Here is a 14,753-nt window from a genome sequence, read left to right on the forward strand (position 1 = left end):
TCGCGGGCGCGCCGGAATACCCGCACTTCACGGCCCGTTGAGCGGAGCATGAGCACTCCGGGACGCGGCCGGGTCCGCGTGGCACAGGGCGCGAAGCGGGTACGGGTGTTCCTCGGCGGGCAGGTCGTCGCGGACACGGTGCACCCCCTCCTGGTGTGGGAAGTTCCGTACTACCCCACGTACTACATCCCGCGCGCGGACGTCGTGAGCGGTGTTCTCACCCCCTCCGGCCGGACGGCGCACTCGCCGAGCCGCGGAGAAGCTGTTCTGTCGACGATAAAGGGTGCCGCAGCCGAGGCGGTGGACGGCGCGCTGGAGTACCCGGATTCGCCCATCGAGGAGCTCCGGGGACACGTCCGGTTCGAGTTCGGCGCGTTCGACTGGTTCGAAGAGGACGAGCAGATCTTCACCCACCCGCGCGACCCTGGCGTCCGCGTCGACGTCCTCCCGAGCTCGCGGCACGTGCGGATCGAGGTCGACGGCGTCACGGTGGCGGACTCGGTGCGCCCGCACCTGCTGTTCGAGACCGGCCTGCCGACCCGCTACTACCTCCCCCGCGTGGACGTCCGGATGGACCTGCTGACCCGGATCGACACGGTGACGCACTGCCCGTACAAGGGCGCGGCCGAGCACTTCGACGTCGCCGGCCACGAGGACCTCGCCTGGAGCTACCCGACACCGCTGCCCGAGAGCATCCGGGCCGCGGGGCTGGTGGCGTTCCTCGACGAGAAGGTGGACGTGTACGTCGACGGGGTGCGGCAGGACCGCCCGAAGACGAAATTCGCCTGACGCGCGTATAACGCCCTACACGTCAGGCCGCGTGGCGGCCGTGCGCCTGCCGCCGGAACGGGCGGGGCCGCGGCCGTCCCGGCGCCGGAGCATCCACAGTGGACCCCGGAGCCGACGTTCCGCCGTCGGCCGTGGCCGCCGGGAGCGGAGTGCCGGTGTTCCGGTGCTCCCGGTGTACCGCGAACAGCAGCGCCAGCCCGAGCACCACGAGCAGGTGCGTCGACAGCCGGGACAGCGTCACCTGGCCCGCCGCGAGGTCGCCCGCCGAGAGCGCCAGCAGCACCCCGACGAACCCCGTCAGCAGCGGCAGCTGGCCGCCCGCGGTCTTGGGGAGCAGGGCCGCCGTCAGCAGGCCGATGCCCACCGCCAGGTTCCACGCGCTGCTTTCGTGCCCGAGGTGGACGCCGCCGTGGGCCGTCCCGAGCAGCTCGGCGAACGCCAGCCCGAGCTGCGCGATCGCCACCACCGCCAAGGCGATCCGCCGTCCCCAGCGCTCGCCCGAGGGGGCCGGCGTGCGTTCGAGGATCGCCGCCGTCAGGTCCGGGACCGGCGGCGCCGGGCGCAGCAGCATCGCGCGCCGCAGCCGTTCCGCGCCCGCGAACCACGCCTGGCAGTCCGCGCAGGACGCCAGGTGCGCGTCGGGCGAGACCGGCTCGGCCTCGCCGTCCAGTCGCGCCGACAGAGCTTCGCGGCAGTCCTCACACCTCATGGTCCACTAGTCGGACGGCGGATCCGGAAAGTTCCCGGTCACTGCTAAGTTCCGGACCATGACCCACCGTGAGGACGACGACCGCGTCACGGACCTGGCCCTGGCCGCCGGCCGCGGCGACCGGCGCGCGCTGGAGGCGTGGGTCCGCGCCACCCAGGCCGACGTCTGGCGCTTCCTCGCCCACCTCACCGACGTCGGCGCGGCCGACGACCTCACCCAGGAGACCTACCTCCGCGCCTTCGGCAGCCTTCGCCGCTTCGCCGGGCGCTCGTCTTCGCGGACGTGGCTGCTCTCGATCGCCCGCCGGGTCGTCGTCGACCAGATCCGGGCGGCCGGGTCGCGGCCCAAGATCGCCGACACCGACTGGGAAGCGGCCGCCGAGCGCTCCCGCGACGCGAGCGCCGGCTTCGAGGACCTCGTCGAACTGCGCCTCCTGCTCGACGGGCTGGACCCGGACCGGCGCGAGGTGCTCGTCCTGACCCAGGTGCTCGGGCTGTCCTACGCCGAGGCGGCCGACGTCTGCGGCTGCCCGGTCGGCACCGTCCGCTCCCGCGTGGCCCGCGCCCGGGAGGACCTGATCGAGGCCCGGCGCGCCCGCGGGGCCGGCTGAACCAGCCCGCTGCGCCGTCCGGCGCTGTGGCGGCGCACACATTCGGGGGCTTCCGCTGTCATCTCGTCACAGAGATGGGCGAACTCGACTACTCCGCGTTGACGCCGTGTCAAGGGGTCCTTAGCGTGGCGCGCACCCCGCCACCACCCAGCAAGGGATTCCCGATGGCCAGTCCCACCACCGAACAGCCCGAGCCGGGCAGGTCGGCCGCCGCCGCTTCCTGACCTACCTCGTCGCCGCACCCACGCTCACCGTCGCCACCGGGTTCACCGCCGACGGCCTCGCCCCGGCCCGCGCCGAGGCCGTCGTCCCGACCCTGCCGCAGCCGGCGGAGATCCTCGACCTCGGCGACGTGCTGACGCTCTCGTGCGCGCCGACCGCCGGGATGCTCGTGCTCGAGATGACGTCCGACGGCCGCGCGCGGCTGCAGCTGCCGCGCGCCGAGGTCGGCCAGGGCATCACGACCGCGACCGCGATGCTCGTCGCCGAAGAGCTGGACCTGCCGCTCGACCGGGTCGACGTCGTGCTCTCCGACGCCCGCACCGAGCTGCTGTTCAACCAGCTCACCGGCGGGTCCAACACGATGCGCTCGCTCTACGACCCGGTCCGCGCCACCGCGGCGACCGCGCGCGCCCGGATGATCGCCGCGGCGGCGGCGCAGTGGGGGACCGGCGCCTCCCGGCTGTCCACACGCGACGGTGCGGTGTGGGCGCCCGACGGCCGCAGCGCCTCCTACGGCACCCTCGCCGGCCCGGCTTCCCGCACGGACCTGACCACCGGCGCCATCGCGCCGAAAGCCGAGTCGGCACACACGCTCGTCGGGACGCCGACCTCGCGCAAGGACGCCCGCGCGATGGTCACCGGCAAGCAGGTCTACACGCTCGACCTCGACATCCCCGGCGCCAACCCGGTGATGGTGCGCCGGCCGCCGACGATCAACGGCACGGTGCGGAAGGTCAACAACGAGGCCGCCGTCCGCGCCATGCCGGGGATCATCGACATCGCCGTCGTGCCGACCGGGGTCGCGGTGATGGCCGAGACGTTCGGCCAGGCCCTCGACGGCAAGAACGCCCTCGACGTCACCTGGGGCCGGGCACGGTCGACGCCGAGGACAACGAGAGCGTCAAGAAGAAGCTGCGGGCCGCCGCGCTGCCGTTCGTGGTGCCGCCGCTGCTGACCCAGTACGTCGACGGCGAGTTCGACTTCGCCTTCGCCAGCCACGCGCCGATGGAGTCGAACTCCGCGGTGGCCGACGTCCGCGAGGACAGCGCGACCATCTGGGCCGGGCTGAAGTCGCCGATCGTGGCGAAGCAGACCATCGCGCAGGAGCTGGGGCTGCCGGAGAACAAGGTCACCGTGCACGTCCAGCAGGGCGGCGGGTCCTTCGGGCGGCGGCTGTTCTTCGACGCGGCACTGGAAGCCGCGCACATCTCGAAGGCGATGAAGAAGCCCGTCCGGCTGATGTGGAGCCGGATCGACGACATGCGCCACGGCCGGGCGCGCGCGGCGAGCTACCACCGGATCCGCGCGACCTTCGCGCTCGGGCAGGTGCTGACGTTCGAACACCGCGTCGCGAGCGTCGAAACCGACTGGAGCCACGGCCTCGGCGAGATCCTCACCGCCTTCGCGGCGAAGCTGCCCGTCGGCGGCAACCTCAGCTTCGCGCAGACGGTGTTCCTGCTGACCGTCAAGTCGCCGTACAACTTCGGCGTCACCACGCAGCTGCTCAACGAGGTGCCGCTGAAGTTCCACACCTCGGCGTGGCGGTCGGTCTACTCGGCGAACACCCGGGGCGCCGAAGAGATCATGGTCGACGAGATCGCGGCCAAGCTGGGGAAGGACCCGGTGGCCTTCCGCCGCGAGTTCATCAAGGAGGAGCGGCAGCGCGCGGTGCTCGACAAGGTCGCCGAACTCGGCGAGTGGGGCAAGAAGATGCCCGCCGGGTTCGCGCAGGGCATCGCGGTGCACGGCGAGTACAAGTCCTACACCGCCTGCCTGGTCGAACTGGACGCGCGCGACCCGAAGCACCCGCGCGTCACCAAGGCGACCATCGCGGTCGACGTCGGCAAGCCGGTGAACCCGCGCGGGATCCAGGCGCAGATGCTCGGCGGCCTGACCGACGCGATCTCCACGACGCTCACCGCCGGCCTGCACATCGACCGGGGCCTGCCGCTGGAAGGCAGCTACTCGCAGTTCCACTACGCGCGGCAGAAGAACTCGCCGAAGGACGTCACCGTGCACGTCATGCCGGCGACCGGCGACGACATCGGCGGTGCGGGCGAGCTCGGCCTGCCTGCCCCGGTCGGCGCGATCGCCAACGCCTACGCCCGGGCGACCGGGATCAAGCCCCGCAGCTTCCCGATCACCTTCCCGGTCGACTTCGACCCGTTCCCGCGCTGAGGAGAGCCACCGTGCCGAACTACACCTTCGTGGTGAACGGGAAGACCGTCACCGTCGACGCGCCCGCCGACCTGCCGATGCTGTGGGCGCTGCGCGACAAGCTCAAGGTCCGCGGGCCGAAGTACGGCTGCGGCATCAACGTCTGCAAGGCCTGCACCAGCCACCTCGACGGCGAGGCGTTCAACCCCTGCGTCACGCCGGTCTCGGCGTGCGCGGGGCGCGAGGTCACGACGATCGAGGGCCTGGCCGACGGCGACGAGCTGCACCCGGTCCAGGAGGCCTGGCTCGAGCAGGACGTCGCGCAGTGCGGCTACTGCCAGCCGGGGCAGATCATGGCGGCCGTCGCGCTGCTGAAGAAGACGAAGAACCCGACGGACGCCGAGATCGACGCGATCGAGAACGTCTGCCGCTGCGGCACCTACTTCCGGATCCGGGAGGCGATCAAGAGCGCGGCCGCGAAGATGGCCTGACGCGGATGCGGAGGTTCCACAAAAGAACCTCCGCATCCGCGGTTCTTGTAGAAAGTTCACCCGAACGTGGTGGCCTCGTTCGGGTTAGATGTCGGTCTCGGACCTCAACGAAGAGGCCGGGGACCGGAGGCCACCATGCACTACCAGGCGCTTCTGTCCGACGGGCTCGCCCCTCGCGTGGCCGTGCTCGCCGCCGAGGTCGAGCGGAAGCTGCCGGACCTCGTCGAGAGCACGGTGCGGCAGATCCGCGCCGAGATGCCGGTCTACGCCGACGCCCGGTTCGTCACGCACGCCGAGCTGCGGAACTCGGTGCGCGCCAACCTCGAGCACGTGATGCGCACGCTGCGCGGCTCCGACGTGCCGGACCTGTCCCAGGCCCGCGCGACCGGCCGGGCCCGTGCGCTGCAGGGCGCGCCGCTGCCGGAGCTGCTGCGGGCCTACCGGATCGGGCTCACCGAGGTCTGGCACCTGTTCGTCGAGCTGACCGCAGGCACGCAGGACCTGGCCGGCCTGGTCGCGGCGACCACGGCGATCTGGGCGCTGATCGACGACCTCGCGGAAGCCCTCACCACGGCCTACCGCGACACGACGGCGGAAGTGATGGTGGCGCACCAGAACCGGCGTTCGGCGCTGGTGGAGGCCCTGTTCGCGGGCGGTGCCGCGACCGAGGGGACGCTCTGGGACATCGCCCGCGTGCTCGACCTGTCCCTGGACGGCACGTTCGTGGTCGTCGCGGCGGAAACCCCGCGGCTGGGCGACGAGCCGCTCCCGCAGATCGAGGCCCGGCTGCGCGCGGCCCAGCACGCGTCGGCGTGGCGGCTCACCCCGGATCTCCAGGTGGGCGTGGTGTCCCTGCGCGACCCGGCCGCGGCTTCGGCGATCGTCGGCCTGGTCCGCGAGCACCCGGTGAGCCGGGTCGGGATGAGCCCGGTGTTCACCGGCCTCGGCAACACCGCCCGCGCACTGCACCTGGCGCGGGTGGCGTTGTCGAGCATGGCGCCGGGGACGCCGGGGCTGGTGCAGTTCACCGAGTCCCCGCTGGCCGGGCTGGTGGCGAGTGCGCCGGAGGCCTCGGTCCAGCTGGCCCACCACGTGCTCCAGCCCCTCCTGGACCTCCCGGGCGACGACCGCAACGTGCTGCTGCTGACGCTGCGCGCGTGGTTCGACTGCCAGGGGTCGACGAAGCTGACGTCGGAGCGGATGTTCTGCCACCCCAACACGATCCGCCACCGCCTGAAGCGGATCACGGAGGAGCTGGGCCGCTCGCTGACGAACCCGGCGGACATCGCCGAGCTGGGGGCGGCGCTGCGGGCGTTGAACCTGTTCCCGGAGGCGACCCACTTGCCGGCACCGCGCTAGGGCGTGTCTGACAAACATCTCGGCTGGTTGCTGGGATGCTGCTGGTCGTGTCGCGGTTTCAGCTGCTTTCCGATGATCAGTGGGCATTGATTGAGGATCTGCTGCCGGTGCGGACCGGTAAGCGTGGTCGGCCGTTCTCGGATGCGCGGGCAATGGTCGAGGGGATCATCTACCGGTATCGGTGCGGGATCGCGTGGCGGGATGTGCCGGCGGTGTTCGGTCCGTGGCAGACGATCTGGACCTGGCATCGCCGGATGGCCGGCGACGGCACCTGGGACACCGTCCTGCAGCGCCTGCTCGCCGCTGCGGACGCGGCCGGTCTGATCAATTGGTCGGTGTCGGTGGATTCCACGATCGCCCGAGCACATCAGCACGCCACCAACATCACCCGCTCCACAGGGGGCTGGGTCGAACTACACGGATCTGCTGACCGAGCCGCCTGATCACGCGATCGGCCGCTCCCGCGGCGGATGGAGCACCAAAGTGCACCACCTCGTCGACGGGAACGGCCGGCCGCTGATCACGTTGGTCGGTCCTGGACAGGCCGGGGACGCACCGATGTTCCCGCACCTCATGCGCCACCTGCGGATCCCTCGGATGGGACGCGGGCGCGCCCGAACCCGGCCTGACCGGGTCCGCGGCGACAAGGCCTATTCCTCGCGGGCGATTCGCGGGCATCTGCGCGCCCGCGGCATCACCGCGGTGATCCCCGAGCCGGCTGATCAGGCCGGGCACCGCAAACGCCGCGGTTCCCGCGGCGGGCGTCCGCCTGCCTTCGATGCGGCGGACTACCGCGGCCGCAATGTGGTCGAACGCCGGTTCAACCTGCTCAAGCAATGGCGCGGCCTGGCCACTCGCTACGACAAGTTGGCCATCGTCTACCGATCAGCGGTCGTCCTGCACGCCGCGATCACCTGGACCAAAGCATTGTCAGACACGCCCTAGGGGCTGTCCGGAGCCGGCTCAGGAAGCCAGCAGCTCCCGCGTACGAGCCTGCTCCCCGAGCGAGCCGAACGGCATCACCAGCAGCTCGGTCGCGCCCGCGTCTTCGAGGGATTGCACCTGGCGGCGCACGGTTTCCTCGTCACCGACGATGGCGCTGTCGGAGACCCGCTCGAAGCCGTCGCGGTCCAGGACCGCGCGGTAGGCCGGGATGTTCGCCGCCCCGCCGTACAGCTCCTCGAGTGCCGCCCGGCGTTCGTCCGCTTCGGACGTCACGCAGATCAGCTGGCCGGAGACCACACGGGACTCGTCGCCGAGCGTCGGCACCACGAACTCGCCGATCGCCCGCGGGCCGGCGAACGTCGTGATCACGCCGTCGGCCAGCTCGCCCGCCAGCCGCGTCGTCTGCGGGCTCACCGAGCCGAGCAGCACCGCGGGCCGCTGCGCGCCGGGGGTGGCCAGCCCGGCCGCCGCGGTCAGCGACTCGCCGTGGACGTCCGCCTTCTCCCCGCGCAGCAACGGTTCCAGCGCCTGGAGGTACTCGCGCAGGTGCCGGAGCGGACGGTCGTACGAGTACCCGAACTCGCCTTCGACGACGTGCCGGTGGCTCAACCCGAGGCCGAGGTGGACGGGCACCCCGGCCGCCGCCTGGACCGTCAGCGCCTGCGCGGCCATGGTGATCGGGTGCCGCGAGTAGGTCGGCACGACACAGGTGCCCAGCCCGGCGCCGGGCGCGGCCGCGGCGAGCGCGGGCAGGGCCGTGAGCGCGTCCCAGCCGCCGCGCTGGGCCACCCATAGCGTTTCGTAGCCGAGCTTCGCGGCTTCGCGGGCTTGGGTCGTCATGGCGTCGAAGCCGACGCCGAGTTCGTCGATCAGGATTCCGGTGCGCATGGGACCTCCCGGGGTCAGTAAGCGCGTTCGAGCTGCTTGCGGTCGAGGGCAACGGCTTCGGTGAACAGCTCCAGCGCCCGCGGGGCCACCGCGCGCAGCTGCCTCGTCGACACGGCCAGCGGCTCGAAAGCGTGTGCGACGGTGTCGGCGATCAAAGCGGGTTCGGGCGGGGGAGTGCGGCCGAGGAAGCCGTGGAGGACGGCCTGGAAGGCGACGACGAGTTCGCGGACCGGCCGGTCGGTGCGCAGCAGGTCGTGCGCCGCCAGCAGTTCCAGGTATTCGACGAAGGCTTCCGCGTGCCGCGGGTCGAGCCTGGTGTGCAGTTTCGGCAGCAGCTTGCCGAGCGTTTCGGTGTCGTCGGCGTAGCCGGCCCGCAGCAACGGGCGCCGCAGGGTGTTGGCGTACTGGATTTCGGTCAGCCGCGAGAGCCGCGTGACGAGCGGATCGGCCGCGAGGGCGGCGACGAGGTCTTCGAGCGCCCGGACGGACTCCCGGAGCAGAACCGCGAGGAACAGCTCCTCGCGGTTCTTCCAGTGCAGGTAGACGGTCCCCTTGCCGACCCCGGCCCGGTCGGCGACGTCCTCGATCGTGGTCCGCCGGTACCCGGCGCGGAGGAGGAGCTCGGCGGCCGCGTCGAGGATCCGCTCGGCCCGTTCGGCGCGGTCTTCGGCAGGAGGCATGCGGCCATCGTATGACCAATTTTCTTATTTGGTCAAACGTCGCGACGGGGTGACTGGCGTCACCTCGCCGTGCTGTCACGGGTACCGGGCTGCCGGTGTCCTGTTGGCGATCGGATGCCGATGCGGAGAAGGGAAAACCCCATGAGCAAGGTCTGGTTCGTCACGGGTTCGTCGCGCGGCCTGGGCCGCCGTTTCGTCGAGGCCGCCCTCGGCCGGGGCGACCGGGTGGCGGCCACGGCGCGGTCCACGGCGGGCCTCGACGCGCTGGTCGCCACCTACGGCGACGCGGTGCTCCCGCTGGAACTGGACGTGACCGACAAGGCGGCCGTCTTCGAGACCGTGAAGCGGGCGGCCGAGCACTTCGGACGGCTGGACGTCGTCGTGAACAACGCCGGCTACGCGCAGATCGGTGCCATCGAGGAGCTGACCGAGGCCGAACTGCGCGCCCAGCTGGAGACCAACCTGTTCGGCCCGCTGTGGGTCGTCCAGGCCGTGCTGCCCTTCCTGCGCGACCAGCGCTCGGGTCACATCATCCAGCTGTCCTCGGCCGCGGGGCTCATCGCGATGCCGCTCGGCGGGGCGTACCAGGCGTCCCGGTGGGCGATCGAAGCCCTGGGCGAAACCCTGGCCAAGGAGGTCGCCGGCTTCGGCGTCAAGGTCACGATCGTCGAGCCGGGCGGCTTCGCCACCCGCGAGGGCAAGGACCCGGACCCCCTCGCCAACGGCCACGTCAGCGAGACCAGCCCGGTCTACGACGGGCTCCGCCGCCGCCTCGCGGAGATGGCGGGGCGGCAGCCCGCCGGCGACCCGGCCGCCGCCGCCCAGGCCCTCCTCAAGGTCGTCGACCTGCCCAACCCGCCTCTGCGCGTCCTTTTCGGCCAGGGCTTCCACCCGATGATCAAGCAGGCCTACGAGGACCGCCTCGCGACCTGGGAGCAGTGGCAAGACCTGTCGGCGGAGGCTCAGGGCGCCGAAAATGTCGGTGCTGTCCGGTAGCGTGGAAAACGGGGGGCGCCCCCGCGGGGCCAGGCGAATCGGGCGCCGTCGCCCACCACAAGCAGGATCGGGCTGAGGTCCTGACTCCGATGCCGGGCATCGGAGTCAGGACCCCGGCGAGAGCGCGGGCCGGGTTCAGGAGTCCGACGAACGCTTCCAGAGGTTGATGTCCGCGTCCGTCGCGTGGCCGTCGATCTCGGTCAGCTCCTCCGACGAGAACTCCAGGTTGCCGAGCGCACCGACGTTGTCCTCCAGCTGCTCGACGCTGCTCGCCCCGATCAGCACCGACGTCACCCGGTGGTCGCGCAGCGCCCAGGCCAGCGCGAGCTGCGCCAGCGTCTGCCCGCGCCGCCCGGCGACCTCGTTGAGCGCGCGGACGCGGCCCAGCCGGTTCTCGTCGAGCGTGTCCGGGTCGAGTGACTTGCCCTGCGCCGCGCGGGAGTCCGACGGGACGCCCTTCAGGTACCGGTCCGTCAGCAGGCCCTGCGCGAGCGGCGAGAACGCGATACAGCCCGCACCCACCTGTTCGAGCGTGTCGAGCAGGCCGTCCTCTTCGATCCAGCGGTTGAGCATCGAGTACGACGGCTGGTGGATCAGCAGCGGCGTGCCGAGTTCGCGCAGGAGCCGCGCGGCCTCGGCCGTCCGCTCCGAGCTGTAGGACGAGATCCCGACGTACAGCGCCTTCCCGGCGCGGACCGCGGCGTCCAGCGCCCCGACCGTCTCCTCCAGCGGCGTCTCGGGGTCGAAGCGGTGCGAATAGAAGATGTCGACGTAGTCCAGGCCCAGCCGGCCCAGCGACTGGTCCAGGGAGGACAGCAGGTACTTGCGGGAGCCCCATTCGCCGTACGGGCCGGGCCACATGTCGTAACCGGCCTTCGTGGAGATCACCAGCTCGTCGCGGTAGGGCTTGAAGTCGGTGGCCAGCAGCCGCCCGAAGTTCTCCTCGGCCGAGCCGTACGGCGGGCCGTAGTTGTTGGCCAGGTCGAAGTGGGTGATGCCCAGGTCGAACGCGCGGCGGGTGATCGCGCGCTGGGTCTCCAGTGGCTTGTCGTGGCCGAAGTTGTGCCACAGCCCGAGCGAGATCGCGGGCAGTTTCAGTCCGGAGCGCCCGCAGCGCCGGTAGGGGATCGAGTCGTATCGGCCGTCAGCGGCAACGTAGGTCACGCGGCCGATGCTAACCCGCCGGTCGGGTACGCTCCTGGTGAGCGACCGCTTAGGAGGTCAGTGGTGGGCACCGGATTCTTCACTTCCGTCGACGACGTGTCGGCGAAACTGGCCGAGGCCGGCTACCTCGCCTCGACGGCGGTGGCGACCACCGTGTTCCTGGCCGACCGGCTCGGCAAGCCGCTGCTGGTCGAAGGCCCGGCCGGCGTCGGCAAGACCGAGCTCGCCAAGGCCGTCGCCCAGGTAAGCGGCTCGCGGCTGGTGCGCCTGCAGTGCTACGAGGGCATCGACGAGGCCCGCGCGCTGTACGAGTGGAACCACGCGAAGCAGCTGCTGCGGATCACCGCCGGCCGCGACGAGACGTGGGAGCAGGCCCGCACGGACATCTTCGGTGAGGAGTTCCTGCTCCGCCGCCCGCTGCTCACCGCGATCTCCTCCGACGAGCCGACCGTGCTGCTGATCGACGAGACCGACAAGGCCGACATGGAGGTCGAGGGCCTCCTGCTGGAGGTGCTCGGCGACTTCCAGGTCACCGTGCCCGAGCTCGGCACGATCACCGCCACCCGCGCGCCGTTCGCCGTGCTGACGTCCAACGCCACGCGCGAGCTGTCCGAGGCGCTGCGCCGCCGGTGCCTGTTCCTGCACATCGACTTCCCCGACGAGGACCTCGAGCGCGACATCGTGCGGCTCAAGGTGCCCGGGATCGACGCCGCCCTCGCCGATTCCGTCGTCCGGGTGGTCGCCGCGCTGCGGGCGATGGACCTGCGCAAGCTGCCGTCGGTCGCGGAGACGATCGACTGGGCGCGCACCCTGCTCGCGCTCGGGGCGGCCACGCTGGACGAGCGGGTCGTGCGGGAGAGCCTCGGCGTCGTGCTCAAGCACCAGGACGACATCGCGAAGGCGAGCGCCGGCCTGCAGCTCGAACAGGTCCTGGACGCGTCGTGACCGGCGGCGTGCCGGAGCGGCTCGCCGCGTTCGTCAAGGCGCTGCGCGCCCAGGGCATCCCGGCGGGGCCGAGCGAGACGGTCGACGCCGCCGCCGCGCTGGAGGTGCTCGGCCTCGACGACCGGGAACTGGTCCGCGAGGGCCTGGCCGCGGCACTGGTCCGCCGCGGCGGGCAGCGCGCGGTCTTCGACGCCGCGTTCGACCTCTACTTCCCGGCGGGTGTCGGCGCTCCCGAACGGGCCCGCGAAGACCAGCCGACAACGCTGGAAGAACTGCGCGAAGAGCTGGCCGCCGCGCTCGCCGACGGCGACCAGCAGGCGTTGTCGCAGCTGGCCGGCCTCGCGGTCGACATGCTGGGCCAGTACGGCTCGGCGTCCGGACCCGGCGGCGGCTTCTCCGCCCACCAGACCCTGGAGCGGCTCCAGCCGCAGACGCTGATCGCGCGGGTGCTGGCCGCGGTCCGCGGCGGCGGCGCGCGCGGCGAGTTCACCGACCGGCTCGACCGCGACGAGATCCGCCGCCGCGTCGAGGGCTTCCGCGGGCAGGTCCGCACGGAGGCGCGCCGCCGCGCGGCCGAGGTCCGCGGCCGCGAACGCGTCGCCAAGCACGCCATCGCCCCCGCGGCCGACCGCGTCGACTTCCTCATCGCCAGCCGCGCCCAGCTCGCCGAGCTGCGCCGCACGATCCAGCCGTTGTCCCGCAAGCTGGCCACGCGCCTGGCCGCGCGGCGCCGCCGCCGGACGCGCGGCCGGATCGACCTGCGGCGCACGCTCCGGCGGTCGCTTTCGACCGGCGGCGTCCCGCTGCGCCCGGCCTACCGCCACCGGCGGCCCGGACGGCCGGAAATCGTGCTGCTGTGCGATCTTTCCGGCTCGGTGGCCGGGTTCGCGAACTTCACCATGCTGCTGGTGCAGGCGCTGCGCGACCAGTTCAGCAAGATCCGCGTGTTCGCCTTCGTCGACAGCGCCGACGAGGTCACCCACCTGGTCACCACCGGCGCGGCCGACCCCGAGCAGCTGGGCGCGCGCATGCTGTCCGAAGCCGCGCTGGTGCGCTGGGACGGCCACAGCGACTACGGTGGCTCCCTGCGCCAGTTCACCGAGAACTGGCTGGAGGCGGTCGGCCCGCGGACGTCGGTGCTGATCCTCGGCGACGCCCGCACCAACGGCGGCGACCCGAACCTCGCCGCCGTCCGCGAGATCAAGGCCCGCGCCCGGCACGTCTACTGGCTGAACCCCGAGCGGCGGTCGCTGTGGTCCACGGGGGACTCGGCGGCGCTGGAGTACGCCGAGGTGGTCGAGATGCACGAGTGCCGCACGGTGCACCAGCTCGGCACGCTGGTCACCCGCCTGCTGCCGGTGTAGCTAATCCGGCCAAAAGTAGGCCGCCCCCCACGCGGCACGTGACCGTTGCTATGAAGTCATTCGGCCGTGACTGTGGCCGGATTAGTTACGATCGGCACAGTGAGCCAGGCGTCGATGTCGCGCAGGATGGCCTTTTTGGTCGCTTCGGGCGCGAAGGACGCCGTGACGCTCGCGCGGGCGAAGTCCGCCATCGCCGCGTCGTCGTAGCCGAAGGCTTCCCGCACCCTGGCGTACTCCTCGGCCAGCGCGGCGCCGGTGACCGACGGGACGTCGGTGTTGAGCGTGACCGTCAGGCCCGCGTCGAGCAGGCGGGGGAGCGGGTGCTCGGGCAGGGACGGCACCAGCCCCAGCGTCACGTTCGACGACGGGCACACCTCCAGGGCCAGGCCCCGCTCGCGCACCTCGGCGACCAGCGAAGGGTCGTCCAGGACGCGGATGCCGTGCCCGAGCCGTTCGGTGCGGCCCACTTCGAGGGCTTCGCGGATGCTGTGCGGCCCGGCGTCCTCGCCCGTGTGGTGCAGGAGGTGGATCCCCGCCGCGCGGGCCTTCTCGAAGAGCGTCGCGAACGGACGCAGTGAGTGGTTTTCCTCGCCCGCCATGCCGATCGCGAAGACTTCGTCGTACTTCAGGGCGAGGTCGAGGGTGCGCTCGGCGCGTTCGACCGACCGGCGCCGGGAGTGGTCGAGCAGCAGCCGCCACTCGAGGTCCCCGCTGTCCGCCAGTCCTTTGAGGACGGACTGCAGCGGCATTTCGAGGTCTCCCAGGCGTTCCCCGTGCGAGGCCGCGGTGAAGGTGACTTCGGCGTAGCGCGTGCCCTGGGCGGCTTCGTCCTCGCAGTACTCGCGCGCGATGCGTTCGAAGTCTTCGGGACGCCGGAGGCACGACCGGATCAGCGCGTTGTGGTCGGCGAAGGCGCGGAAGCCGTCGAACACCGGAGGTTCACCCGGTACGGCGACGCCGTTCGCCTCGCCGAGCTCACGGAGCGTGTCCGGGCGGATCGTGCTTTCCAGGTGGACGTGCAGGTGGGCCTTGGGCAGGGCGGCCAGGTCGCGCATGAGCGCGAGCCTAGGGCCGCCCGGTGGCGATCCGCGCGGCAATTTCCGGGGCCGGCCGCGGCGGGCTCAGGTTTTGGGCCCCGTCACACGGGGAACCTCCGGGTGGTTCGTCCGCGTTGTCAGGATGACCGCAACCGACAAGGGAGGGCCACCGTGCCTTTGATGAAGAAGCTGACCATGCTGGCCGGCGCTGCCGGCGCGGCTCGTGCCTACGCGAAGAAGAACCCCGAAAAGGTGAACCAGGTCGTCGGCAAGGCGGCGAAGTTCGTCGACGACAAGACCAAGGGCAAGTACCACCACCAGATCGCCGGTGCGGTGCGCAAGGTCAACTCGGTGACCGGGCAGCCGGGCCACCCGGGGACGGCCACCGGCCGGTAGG

General features: G+C 71.8%; 13 protein-coding genes and 2 pseudogenes. 10 read left to right on the forward strand and 5 right to left on the reverse strand.

Annotation, left to right across the window (positions count from 1 at the left end; all coding sequences use genetic code 11):
• Positions 1–48 precede the first annotated feature (48 nt).
• Complete coding sequence (locus HUT10_RS42840; protein ID WP_176176424.1) at positions 49–789, forward strand: DUF427 domain-containing protein; 741 nt, start codon at positions 49–51, stop codon at positions 787–789.
• A gap of 22 nt (positions 790–811) precedes the next feature.
• Here the strand turns inward: HUT10_RS42840 and HUT10_RS42845 are convergent, their stop codons facing one another.
• A complete protein-coding gene (locus HUT10_RS42845) occupies positions 812–1,498 on the reverse strand; it encodes a zf-HC2 domain-containing protein (RefSeq protein ID WP_176176425.1) in 687 nt (228 codons plus the stop codon).
• Positions 1,499–1,556: 58 nt separating this feature from the next.
• Here HUT10_RS42845 and sigC point away from each other — a divergent pair, with 58 nt between their 5' ends.
• The 5 genes and pseudogenes from sigC to HUT10_RS42870 all read left to right on the forward strand — a co-directional run bounded on the left by sigC (position 1,557) and on the right by HUT10_RS42870 (position 7,282).
• Positions 1,557–2,108: an RNA polymerase sigma factor SigC gene (gene sigC / locus HUT10_RS42850; protein ID WP_176176426.1), complete on the forward strand. Its 552-nt coding sequence runs from the start codon at positions 1,557–1,559 to the stop codon at positions 2,106–2,108.
• Positions 2,109–2,272: 164 nt separating this feature from the next.
• Positions 2,273–4,508, forward strand: a pseudogene (locus HUT10_RS42855) (molybdopterin cofactor-binding domain-containing protein).
• Between the two features lie 11 nt (positions 4,509–4,519).
• Positions 4,520–4,978, forward strand: a complete 459-nt coding sequence (locus tag HUT10_RS42860; RefSeq protein ID WP_176176427.1) for a (2Fe-2S)-binding protein — start codon at positions 4,520–4,522, stop codon at positions 4,976–4,978.
• Positions 4,979–5,113: 135 nt separating this feature from the next.
• Positions 5,114–6,337, forward strand: coding sequence for a CdaR family transcriptional regulator (locus HUT10_RS42865; protein ID WP_176176428.1), 1,224 nt, complete (start codon positions 5,114–5,116; stop codon positions 6,335–6,337).
• Positions 6,338–6,372: 35 nt separating this feature from the next.
• Positions 6,373–7,282 (forward strand): annotated as a pseudogene (locus tag HUT10_RS42870) (IS5 family transposase).
• A gap of 18 nt (positions 7,283–7,300) precedes the next feature.
• Here the strand turns inward: HUT10_RS42870 and HUT10_RS42875 are convergent.
• Together HUT10_RS42875 and HUT10_RS42880 are read right to left on the reverse strand one after the other, a co-directional pair.
• Positions 7,301–8,170: a TIGR03564 family F420-dependent LLM class oxidoreductase gene (locus HUT10_RS42875; RefSeq protein ID WP_176176429.1), complete on the reverse strand. Its 870-nt coding sequence runs from the start codon at positions 8,168–8,170 to the stop codon at positions 7,301–7,303.
• Positions 8,171–8,184: 14 nt separating this feature from the next.
• Positions 8,185–8,850, reverse strand: a complete 666-nt coding sequence (locus HUT10_RS42880; protein ID WP_176176430.1) for a TetR/AcrR family transcriptional regulator — start codon at positions 8,848–8,850, stop codon at positions 8,185–8,187.
• 141 nt (positions 8,851–8,991) lie between these two features.
• Between HUT10_RS42880 and HUT10_RS42885 the strand changes: the two genes are divergently transcribed.
• Positions 8,992–9,846 (forward strand): SDR family NAD(P)-dependent oxidoreductase, encoded by an 855-nt coding sequence (locus tag HUT10_RS42885; RefSeq protein ID WP_176176431.1) that lies wholly within the window; start codon positions 8,992–8,994, stop codon positions 9,844–9,846.
• A gap of 135 nt (positions 9,847–9,981) precedes the next feature.
• On the opposite strand, the gene mgrA is transcribed toward HUT10_RS42885, so the two are convergent.
• A complete protein-coding gene (mgrA, locus tag HUT10_RS42890; protein WP_176176432.1) occupies positions 9,982–11,010 on the reverse strand; it encodes an L-glyceraldehyde 3-phosphate reductase in 1,029 nt (342 codons plus the stop codon).
• Between the two features lie 63 nt (positions 11,011–11,073).
• Between mgrA and HUT10_RS42895 the strand changes: the two genes are divergently transcribed.
• Positions 11,074–11,955: a MoxR family ATPase gene (locus tag HUT10_RS42895; RefSeq protein ID WP_176176433.1), complete on the forward strand. Its 882-nt coding sequence runs from the start codon at positions 11,074–11,076 to the stop codon at positions 11,953–11,955.
• The gene (locus HUT10_RS42900) at positions 11,952–13,319 is read left to right on the forward strand and encodes a VWA domain-containing protein (protein WP_176176434.1); all 1,368 of its coding nucleotides are present in this window, start codon (positions 11,952–11,954) and stop codon (positions 13,317–13,319) included. The genes HUT10_RS42895 and HUT10_RS42900 overlap by 4 nt, the downstream gene beginning before the upstream one ends.
• Before the next feature lie 56 nt (positions 13,320–13,375).
• Here HUT10_RS42900 and add read toward each other — a convergent pair whose 3' ends face one another.
• The gene (add, locus tag HUT10_RS42905) at positions 13,376–14,374 is read right to left on the reverse strand and encodes an adenosine deaminase (protein ID WP_176176435.1); all 999 of its coding nucleotides are present in this window, start codon (positions 14,372–14,374) and stop codon (positions 13,376–13,378) included.
• Between the two features lie 153 nt (positions 14,375–14,527).
• Here add and HUT10_RS42910 point away from each other — a divergent pair, with 153 nt between their 5' ends.
• Positions 14,528–14,752 carry an antitoxin gene (locus tag HUT10_RS42910; protein WP_176176436.1) on the forward strand — a complete coding sequence of 75 codons (225 nt, stop codon included), beginning with the start codon at positions 14,528–14,530 and terminating at the stop codon, positions 14,750–14,752.
• Position 14,753: the final 1 nt, after the last annotated feature.

The organism is Amycolatopsis sp. Hca4 (genome assembly GCF_013364075.1).
GTDB lineage: Bacteria > Actinomycetota > Actinomycetes > Mycobacteriales > Pseudonocardiaceae > Amycolatopsis.